General features: G+C 44.5%; 8 protein-coding genes and 1 tRNA gene. 4 read left to right on the top strand and 5 right to left on the bottom strand.

From position 1 onward, the window contains the following. Positions 1–38 precede the first annotated feature (38 nt). Positions 39–115 (top strand) — tRNA-Asp (locus L3V36_RS22225). Positions 116–1,032: 917 nt separating this feature from the next. Here L3V36_RS22225 and L3V36_RS22220 read toward each other — a convergent pair. Genes L3V36_RS22220 through hemC form a run of 4 tightly spaced genes read right to left on the bottom strand, consistent with a single transcriptional unit; the run spans position 1,033 to position 5,129 of the window. Then, positions 1,033–2,214, bottom strand: coding sequence for a heme biosynthesis HemY N-terminal domain-containing protein (locus L3V36_RS22220; RefSeq protein ID WP_102575112.1), 1,182 nt, complete (start codon positions 2,212–2,214; stop codon positions 1,033–1,035). Further along, positions 2,214–3,440, bottom strand: coding sequence for a uroporphyrinogen-III C-methyltransferase (locus L3V36_RS22215; protein ID WP_102575113.1), 1,227 nt, complete (start codon positions 3,438–3,440; stop codon positions 2,214–2,216). The genes L3V36_RS22220 and L3V36_RS22215 overlap by 1 nt, the downstream gene beginning before the upstream one ends. Before the next feature lie 19 nt (positions 3,441–3,459). Then, entirely contained in the window at positions 3,460–4,188 is a 729-nt protein-coding gene (locus tag L3V36_RS22210; RefSeq protein WP_054548359.1) for a uroporphyrinogen-III synthase, read from the bottom strand. A 2-nt stretch (positions 4,189–4,190) separates the two neighbouring features. Then, positions 4,191–5,129, bottom strand: a complete 939-nt coding sequence (gene hemC / locus L3V36_RS22205; RefSeq protein WP_009848205.1) for a hydroxymethylbilane synthase — start codon at positions 5,127–5,129, stop codon at positions 4,191–4,193. 344 nt (positions 5,130–5,473) lie between these two features. Between hemC and L3V36_RS22200 the strand changes: the two genes are divergently transcribed. Further along, on the top strand, positions 5,474–8,002 hold the full coding sequence (locus L3V36_RS22200; RefSeq protein ID WP_017084846.1) for a class I adenylate cyclase: 2,529 nt from the start codon (positions 5,474–5,476) through the stop codon (positions 8,000–8,002). Positions 8,003–8,071: 69 nt separating this feature from the next. Here the strand turns inward: L3V36_RS22200 and cyaY are convergent, their stop codons facing one another. Next, positions 8,072–8,386 carry an iron donor protein CyaY gene (gene cyaY / locus L3V36_RS22195; RefSeq protein WP_010438796.1) on the bottom strand — a complete coding sequence of 105 codons (315 nt, stop codon included), beginning with the start codon at positions 8,384–8,386 and terminating at the stop codon, positions 8,072–8,074. Between cyaY and L3V36_RS22190 the strand changes: the two genes are divergently transcribed. Further along, positions 8,366–8,578: a lipoprotein gene (locus L3V36_RS22190; RefSeq protein ID WP_017084848.1), complete on the top strand. Its 213-nt coding sequence runs from the start codon at positions 8,366–8,368 to the stop codon at positions 8,576–8,578. The genes cyaY and L3V36_RS22190 overlap by 21 nt on opposite strands. A gap of 41 nt (positions 8,579–8,619) precedes the next feature. Next, complete coding sequence (lysA, locus tag L3V36_RS22185) at positions 8,620–9,873, top strand: diaminopimelate decarboxylase (RefSeq protein WP_004736616.1); 1,254 nt, start codon at positions 8,620–8,622, stop codon at positions 9,871–9,873. Positions 9,874–9,878 lie beyond the last annotated feature (5 nt).

Genomic DNA, 9,878 nt, shown 5'->3' with positions numbered 1-9,878 from the left:
TGGGGATATGGACGCTCACTTAGTGAGTTGACCACTGCGGAGTGGTAGTTCAGTTGGTTAGAATACCGGCCTGTCACGCCGGGGGTCGCGGGTTCGAGTCCCGTCCACTCCGCCACTTATTAGAAAATCCCTGCTAGAAATAGCAGGGCTTTTTTACATCTCAAGAAAAGTGTTTTGTCCTTCGGCCGAGTGAGTCCTACAAAGGGTTTGCCAGAAGTCCACAATCCCGTCCATTCCGCTACTTATTAGAAAGCCTAGTCTGACGACTAGGCTTTCGTCGTTTCTGGGGTATGTGTTTTAACTCTTGGCTTTGGCTTCCGTAAAAGGTTGTTTTGGCTAGTAATCGTTGAATCGACGATTGATTAGAAAGCTATGCTAAGCAATAGCAGGGCTTTGCGCTCTAACATGACAAATTGATATTAATTAATAAGTTAGCAGGAGTTCTCTAAGTGGCTGTGGCTTCTTAATTACTTCTGTTGAGTAATTAAGCCGCGCTTTAAACTTCGGAGTTTTGTTGTGTCTCAGCATTGATTTCGTCTAGAGTCTGAAACTCCGCTACTATACATTCACTTCTTCAATCTTAAACTAAGCTATCTGATCGTTATTCCTTCAAAAATCTATATAAAGGTTGTCAGTCAGCTCAAATGGATTCTAAACAACTTGTTTTATAATTGGCAAAAACTACATACGGATAGATCTAAAGTATCCCTCAGTGTTTTTTAGGAAACCTTGCGGGGGATTCCATGAAGATTTAACCTCATGACTTAAAATCAGTACTTATAAAGCATTAATAGCATTTCAAAACCCATGATCAAGATGATGACTTATGGATTGTTACGAACTAGGTAGGTCTTATTAAAAATGGACGGTGCTTCGGTCAGCAATAAGCTGGGTGTGAAGAAGGGATTTGGATGGAAGACTTTTACTATCATCTCTAGTGTTTGCTTATTAGTACTTAGCAAGTTATCTAAGGTAAACAGTAGATACAAAAAAGCCGATGCTTGGCATCGGCTTCATGATAGTTGTAACAGTTTAAGCTGGTTGAACGAGAGCGAGTGCCTTACGAGAAACTTCGTGAGCTGCCTTCGTTAAGTTTTGCTTTTCTAGTGCATCAGATAGGTATCCGTAATCTGATACGTTTGAGCGAAGTGCTAGTGCTTTCTCGAAGTGGGTTTGTGCTTCTGACCACTTCTGTTCTCTTAGGTAGAACTGAGCCAATGCGCTGTGTGCTTCGGCATTGTCACCATCTTTACTGATGGCGCGCTCTAGCATCACAACGACTGGGTGGTGATCGGCAAGGTTAAGCTCTGGAAGCAACATGTAGAGCTCATTTGAACCACTCTTCGCAATGTTCTCTTTGATCACAGTGAAGGCTTCTGAGTCAGCTTTACGAGCGATCAGTTGCTTCACAAAGCAGGAAACAAGGTGAGAGCTTTGTTTCTGCTTTCTTGAAAGCTTGTTCCAATGGCTGATTAAACCTTCGCTACCTTGCTGCTGTGCCACATCGTGAAGCAAGCCGCATTGTGCTTTTTGTTCTAACTCAACTTGCTCATCAGCCGTAAGAAGCTTGTTTTTAGCTAGCTTAGGCGTTAACTCTAGTAATGGTTGCCAGAGTTTAAGTTGCATGTAGGTGGCTTTTAATAGGCCAAGTACAGCGGTGTTATTAGGGTACGTACCTTTTAAGGTCGAAAGTGTATCGAATGCGGCTTCGTAGTTCGACTCACTGATCTGTTGTTTTGCTTTAGTTAGCTCAACGGCCAGTAGAGAGTCCTCTTGTTGGCTAGCAAGTTCGATGTACTTATCACGCTCACTCGTATTGCCTTGTTCATGAGCAGCTTGAGAAGCGACTAAATAGCAAAGTAGAGGCATGTCGTGATGATTAGCCCAACGAGTTACTTTCCTCTCTGCGCCTTTCCAATCACCTTCAAGAAGCTTGATGATGCCTTCATTGGTATAACGACGAGAGCGTTTTAGTTTACGAACACTGAACCAGTTCCAAGTCGTTGAGCTTGCGTACATAAGCTTTTTGAATAGGTACTCCAAGCCGAATAGAGCAGCTAGAAGAGCAATGACAAAAATAACCAGTGTTGTCACGCTCATCTCAATGGTCTTATTTGCTATCGAGATCAGGACATAACCTTGTTGACCTGAGAACTGGGTACCGACAACTAATCCGGCACCTAGAACGAGAAAAAGAAAAATCCAGCGAATCATTATTTCTCCTCCGTGGTCATAACGGTTACTTCACGACGTAGGCGCTCACGTATAACATCTGACAACTCATTTTGAGACTCAAGTTTTACAGGGTATTTCACAGAGATATTCTGCTCACTTAACTGTTTAATCGCCTTCTCAAATTCAATCACTGAGTTGTTATCTTGGTTTAGGTACGCTTTCGACCACTCGCTAGCGGTATTAAGTGCTGCACTGTAGACATCACCTTGCTCTTTATAGACAGCGCGAATTGCAGTCTCTAATTTGCCCTTGATATTCTCACGTAGGTAGAAGTGTTGCTCAGGAGATAGTAAAGGGATGACCTCACCATCACGGCTACGGAAGGTGATGAAGTTTTCTGAGAAGTCTTTCATCGACGTCATCAGGTTGTTCTGCCAATCATTAATATCTTTTGATACCGCTTTTTTCTCAACAACTGCAGCTTCTGGAAGAATTGCATTGGCAAGCGGTAGCGTATCGACTTGCTGTTGTAGGCTTGTGATGCGTAAAACTAAGCCATCGCGGTCGACAAGAGGGATAGTGCGAAGCTTAGTAATGTCATTGGCCATTGATTGGCGCAGTGATACTAAGCTTGGGTCATTTAGTGCGGCGATACGTTGATCGGCGCTTTCCATTAGTTTGGTTGCGCTAACGGCATCATGCTCAAGGAACAATTTACGACCTGCTAGTTTTACTAGGTAATCGGCTTCAGCAAGCAACCAGTCATTTGGTCGACGGCCTTTAACGTCAGCTACTGCTAACTGCAGGCTTTGAATACTCTTTTGTTGCTGGGATTGTACGACCTGAGTTTTCTCCACTGCGTGAGAAGCTTCTTGGATAGTCTCTTGCTTGATGGTTTGCAGGTCTTTATTTACTGCAGATTGGGTATTTTGCAGTTGTGTTTGAAGAGCAGCGATTTGAGTTGAGTACTCAGCGCTCTTTTGCTGCATTTGAAATGCGATGCCGCCACTGAAAATAATAGAAATAGCGATCGCAATAGCGCCTAGTTTGACACCGCGCTTACCTTGTTTTTCTGCTTTCTCGATTTGCTCTTTATGCTCAGCTTGAGGCTGTTCACTTTTAACCATATTTGACGCAGAGGCATCAAGTTTTTTTTCAGGCTGTTTTGTCTCTGTAGATTCAGCTTTTTCGTTTTCAACAACTACTGGCTGAGTGTCTGGTTTCTTTTCAGGTTCAATATGCTCATTATTTTTTTTGCTTGTCATGCTTATTTCCTGTTTCTAGCTAGGGCCGGAGAGCAGCCAGTAATATTTGGTTCGTAGCACTGTGAGTATTGGTCACGTTCGAGAAACCGAGTTGTTGTGCTCGTTCTACTATGCGCTGGCTTGGGACAAATAGTTGTCTCGTTGAAAGCCAAGCCAAATACTCATCAGGGGTAATTGAGCAGAGATACTCCAATTGTTCCTGACTAGTGATGACAACTTTGGACGTTTTTTTGTTTATCCATGTTTGATAGATATTGTGATCGTTAATGGGAATATATTCTCTACGGTAGGTCTCACAATAAGAGACTTGTGCACCTCGATTGAGTAAAGAATCTCTAATGAGCTCACGCCCACCATTTCCACGCAGTATCAAAATGGATTTATTATCTACGCCATTAAGTTCAGTAAGTTTGAGAAGATGTTCACTATCACTCACTTGAGGATAGTTTACTTTTTGTTTACTAACTTTGCTTAAAACGTGCGCAGTTTTTTGACCAACGCCAAGATAAAGCGGCGAAGTTGGCCAAATAGATGAAGTTTTCGAAAGGATGCTTTGGGCAGCGGTCACAGCGTGGTGACTGACTGCAATAATGATATCGCTGTTATTAAGCTGGGTGCTTAAATCCGATGAGTGTGGATTATCAACGATACGAATAAGCGGATGATGGATTGCTTGAATCCCTTCATCCGCTAGTTGTTGGCAAAGCGATTGTCCCTCTGAGCCGGGACGTGTCACCAACACTGTCATGATTATTCTTGGTCAGCGTAGAGCTTGGTTAAGATTTCTCTCGCGCCATCATCCAGCAATTGATTTGCCAGAGTAACGCCAAGCGCTTCTGCATCTTTGCGAAGGCCAGAGATCTCACCACGAACCATTTTAGAACCATCTGGTTCGCCTACTAATGCACGTAGCCAGATATTATCGCCATCTAATAATGAATAGCTGCCGATAGGAACCTGACAACCACCTTCTAAGGTAAGGTTCATTGCACGTTCGCACAGGACACGATCAGCCGTGTCTTTATGATTCAGTGGTTCAAGGAGTTTAATCAGACGCTCGTCATCAAGGCGACACTCAATACCAACAGCGCCTTGGCCAACAGCAGGGAGAGACTGCTCTGGTTCGATGAAGCTACGAATACGCTCTTCTAGCTCTAGACGTTTAAGACCTGCAGCAGCCAGTACGATCGCATCGTATTGACCATCATCGAGTTTACCTAGACGAGTACCAACATTGCCGCGCAGTTCTTTGATGATCAGATCTGGGCGGTATTCTAGCAACTGACATTGACGACGCAGGCTACACGTACCCACGACAGCACCTTGTGGTAGCTCGTCGATGTTGTTGTAAGTGTTTGAAACGAAAGCATCACGAGGGTCTTCGCGTTCACAGATAGTTACTAGACCTAGACCTTCAGGGAAGTCGACCGGTACATCTTTCATTGAGTGAACGGCTAGGTCAGCACGGCCTTCTAGCATGGCTACTTCGAGTTCTTTAACGAACAGCCCTTTACCACCCACTTTAGCCAGCGGTGTATCTAGGATGATGTCACCTTTGGTCACCATAGTTACCAACTCAACCTCTAAACCAGGGTGAGCAGCTTGCAGTGCATCCCTTACAAAGTATGCCTGCCAAAGGGCAAGAGGGCTTTTTCTGGTCGCGATACGGATTGGTGCTGAATTTGTCATGGTGTTTCCGATATAGGTTCTGTAATAGGCTAATCCTACCATTGTGAGGCGAAAATTCTTACTGTTTGATCATTCCATGCTTTGATAGCTGAGGGATTTTCATGAGTTCACCAAAATAGTGTGATTGGCATCTCATTTGAAACATGGGCTATTATTAGAAATAGGTAATAAAGAGGACACTACGGCGCCGTGAGTTTAACTTTTTGTCATCAAGGTATTGGCCAGTATGACAGGTTCCTTTGCTTTACCATTAAGGGTAAAAGTGTTAAATTGATCACGTTTTGTTGCTCCTTTCGTTCAGTAACTAAACAGAAGTGCATTTAATCTCAAACCAAGGACTTACCTTGCAGGCTTACACTCAGACTTTGATTCAACGATTAGACAATCTTAATCAGCAGCGCATTGATCGTGCGTTGGCGTTGATGAATGTCCAAGGCCAGCGAGTTTTCAATCTTATTCCTGCACTACTTCACTTCAATCATCCCATGATGCCTGGTTATTATGACCAACAAGTTCCTTTTGGAATTCGTAGCTTCACGCCTAATGAATTCCAAAAACAATTTGTCTCTGATACCGAATTAACGCTGGGTGGCAAACTCACTGAGGCTGCTGAACCGGCGATCCTGGGCTTGTACACCATGGGCAGTACTTCTTCTATTGGCCAAAGCACTTCAAGTGATCTCGATATCTGGGTGTGTGTTTCTCCAGATATGGATGGCGCATCTCGCGACAGCCTGACCAACAAATGTTTGTTGATTACCGACTGGGCTGAAACCTTAGGGGTTGAAGCTAACTTCTTCTTGATGGATGAACAGCGTTTCCGCTCAAACCATTCTGAAGAGATGACCGGTGATAACTGTGGTTCTTCACAGCACTTATTACTGCTTGATGAGTTCTATCGCTCTGCCGTTCGTTTGGCTGGCCAGCGTTTGTTGTGGCAAATAATTCCGCCAGAAATGGAAGAGTGTTACGACGAGTATGTCCAAGGCCTGTGTCAGGATGGTTATCTTGATTGCTCGCAGTGGATCGATTTCGGCAAGCTGAACCGCATCCCTGCTGAAGAGTACTTTGGTTCAAACCTATGGCAGCTCTATAAGAGTATCGACTCACCGTATAAATCGGTTTTGAAGGCGATCCTGTTAGAAGCTTATTCATGGGAATACCCAAACACCCAACTGCTTAGTATTGATACCAAGCGTCGCTTCTTCGCGGATGAACCGGATCTGTATGGCATGGATAGCTACTATCTGATGCTTGAGAAGGTAACGCGCTATCTAGAACGTATTAACGACCACACTCGATTGGACTTGGTGAGACGCTGTTTCTACCTTAAGACCCACGAGAAGTTGTCACGAGATGCGGGCATTGGTTCTGTTGCGTGGCGTCGTGAAGCCTTAACTGAGATGACTAAGTCTTGGAATTGGGGACATGAAACCATTGCTGAGCTCGATAACCGCCGTAACTGGAAGGTAGAGCAGGTTAAAGTGGTACACCATGCATTACTTGATGCCTTGATGCTGAGCTACCGCAATCTGATTCAATTTGCGCGTCGTAACGACATCACTTCGGCAATCAGCCCACAAGATATCAGTATCTTGGCTCGTAAGCTTTACGCTGCGTTTGAGGTGTTGCCGGGTAAAGTGACACTACTGAACCCACAAATCTCTCCTGATCTGCACGAACCAGACTTGAGCTTCATCGAAGTTCGTCAGGGTCAGTCGAATAAAGCCGGTTGGTACTTGTATAAGCAGCCACTGGTAGCGCATCGTATTCTTGGTCAGCCTTCTCTGGAACACCATGAGTACTTGAGTAAGTTGGTTGCTTGGTCGTTTTTTAATGGCTTGATTACCGAGTCGACGCGTTTGCACTCTGTGGTACGTGACGCTCAGATTGATATCGATAAGTTCTACCAAATGGTGAGCGACCTGCGTAATACCTTCTCTTTACGTAAGCGCCGCCCGAGTATGCAAGCTCTGGCGAGCCCGTGTGAAATAAGCCAACTGGCGATGTTCATCAACTTTGAAAGTGACCCAACTTCTGAATTAAGTGGTCGTGCGTTGAAGGTTGATCTTAAGAACGCCGATATCTTCAGTTTTGGTGAAGAGGGTAAGAGTTTAGTCGGCAGTGTTGATCTGGTTTATCGTAACTCTTGGCATGAAGTACGTACGCTTCATTTCCAAGGTGATACTGCAATGCTCGACGCGTTGAAGACGGTACTTGGTAAAATGCACCAAGATGCTTTACCACCAGAATCGGTCGATGTGTTTTGTTACAGCAAAAACCTGCGTGGTGTGATGCGTAATATGGTGTATCAACTGCTTGCTGAATGTATCGACTTACGTTTGAAACCGATTGAGCCGGAGAAGCGCCGCCGCTTCAAGGCTATTCGTCTGGCAAACAAGATGTTTGGCCTGTTCTTTGAACGTCGTGGCGTTTCGGTGCAGATGCTGGAAAACTCGGTCGATTTCTATCGTAGTATCTCGACGAATAAGCTGAAGGGCTCACCTTTACTGATGCTCGATAAAGAGCAAGAGTATCAGTTACCAGAAGTGGTTGATGGTTTTGCGAGTGAAGGTTTAATTCAGTTTTTCTTTGAGGATACCGACAAAGGTTTCAATATTTATGTATTGGACGAGTCGAATCAAGTTGAGGTGTATCACCAATACAGCGGTGAAAAAGATGAGATGATCGCGAGCGTGAATTCTTTCTACACTTCAGTAAAAGATGAGTCGAAGGTGTCATCTAAGTTGATTAATTTCAATCTACCTCAGTACTACCAAATTGTTCATCCTGAAGAAGGTAACTCTTACGTGGTGCCTTACCGTAATGATGCGACTTTAGCTTCTCGGAGCTCAAAGATAGTCAACATCTAGGCTTATTCTCGATAATTGATATTAAGAAAGGAGTGATTGATTCACTCCTTTTTGTTTTTTTACCAATAATTAGACCCAATTGATCTCTTCACCTGCGTGCTTTACGCATTCTTCTTTTACCATCTCAAACAATTCCATGCCCGTCTTTGAGCATGTCCACTTGTCATCAATTAGCTTGAAGTGAAAGCCACCAGATTTAGACGCTAGCCAGATCTCACGCATTGGTTCTTGGCGGTTGATGATAATTTGGCTGCGGTTTTCAAACTCCAGCGTCATCACGTTACCAGTCACTTCGTAATCAACATCTGCCTCTGATTCATCGATAGCTTCTTCGATGTTTTGCATCTGTATATCGACTAGCTGATGAAATTCAGTATCGTTCATCCTTTCTATCCTATTGCTTTTCTTGAGTGTGGTGCGATTATAGGGGGCATTGAGTTAATAATCACGATATGCAAAATGAAAAAATTAATTACCGCTCTGTTTATGGTGTCCGTTATTGGACTTTCTGGTTGTGGTCAAACGGGTCCGTTGTACGATCCTGATGAAGTTCAGCAGACTGAACAATCACAATAAGTGAAACACGCAGAAATCGTTATTTATAAGGGATAAGAACTTTGGATTACTTCAACTATCAGGAAGATGGCCAGCTTTGGGCTGAGGACGTCGCACTTTCACAACTAGCAGAGCAATATGGTACTCCGTTGTACGTATATTCTCGTGCAACATTAGAACGCCACTGGAATGCGTTTGATTCATCGGTTGGTGAGCATCCACACTTGGTGTGTTATGCCGTTAAAGCTAACTCGAACCTTGGCGTGTTGAATACTTTGGCTCGCATGGGCTCAGGTTTCGACATCGTTTCTGGCGGTGAGCTAGAGCGTGTGGTTGCTGCAGGTGGCGATCCGGCTAAAGTTGTGTTTTCTGGTGTCGGCAAAACAGCCGCTGAAATGAAGCGTGCGCTTGAGTTGAACATAAAATGCTTCAACGTAGAGTCTGAGCCAGAACTGGAGCGACTGAATAAAGTGGCTGGTGAGCTTGGTGTTAAAGCGCCGATTTCACTGCGTATCAACCCAGATGTTGATGCGAACACTCACCCTTACATTTCTACGGGTCTGCGTGATAACAAGTTCGGCATTGCCTTCGACCGTGCTCCTGCAGTTTATGCGTTTGCAAAAACACTCGATAACTTGTCTATCCACGGTATTGATTGCCACATCGGTTCCCAATTAACGGATATCGAACCTTTTATCGATGCCACTGATCGTCTGCTTGCACTGATCGACCAACTACGTGCCAATGATATCAACATCAAGCATCTTGATGTTGGTGGCGGTTTGGGCGTGGTTTACCGAGATGAATTACCACCACAACCTTCAGATTACGCGAAGGCTTTGTTGGCTCGTTTAGACAATCATTCTGATCTAGAGTTGATTTTCGAGCCTGGAAGAGCGATTGCTGCGAACGCTGGTGTATTATTAACGAAAGTTGAGTTCCTGAAGCCAACAGAGCATAAAAACTTTGCCATCATCGATGCGGCAATGAACGATCTGATGCGCCCGGCACTTTACCAAGCTTGGCAGGATATTGTGCCAGTGAGCCCGCGTCAGGGTGAAGCGGTGACTTACGACTTGGTTGGCCCTATCTGTGAGACGGGTGACTTCCTAGGTAAAGACCGTGACCTTGTTCTTGAAGAAGGCGATCTACTGGCTGTTCGTTCTGCAGGTGCTTATGGCTTTGCTATGTCATCTAACTACAACACTCGTTCGCGTGCGGCTGAAGTGATGGTTGATGGCGATAAAACTCATTTGGTTCGTCAGCGTGAAGAGCTTACGAGTCTGTGGGAACTTGAAAACATTCTTCCGGAGTAATTTTA

This window comes from Vibrio sp. G-C-1, assembly GCF_021728015.1.
Classification (GTDB): domain Bacteria; phylum Pseudomonadota; class Gammaproteobacteria; order Enterobacterales; family Vibrionaceae; genus Vibrio; species Vibrio splendidus.
The sequence above is the reverse complement of the archived record's forward strand: the minus strand, read 5'-3'. Positions and strand labels throughout refer to the sequence as shown.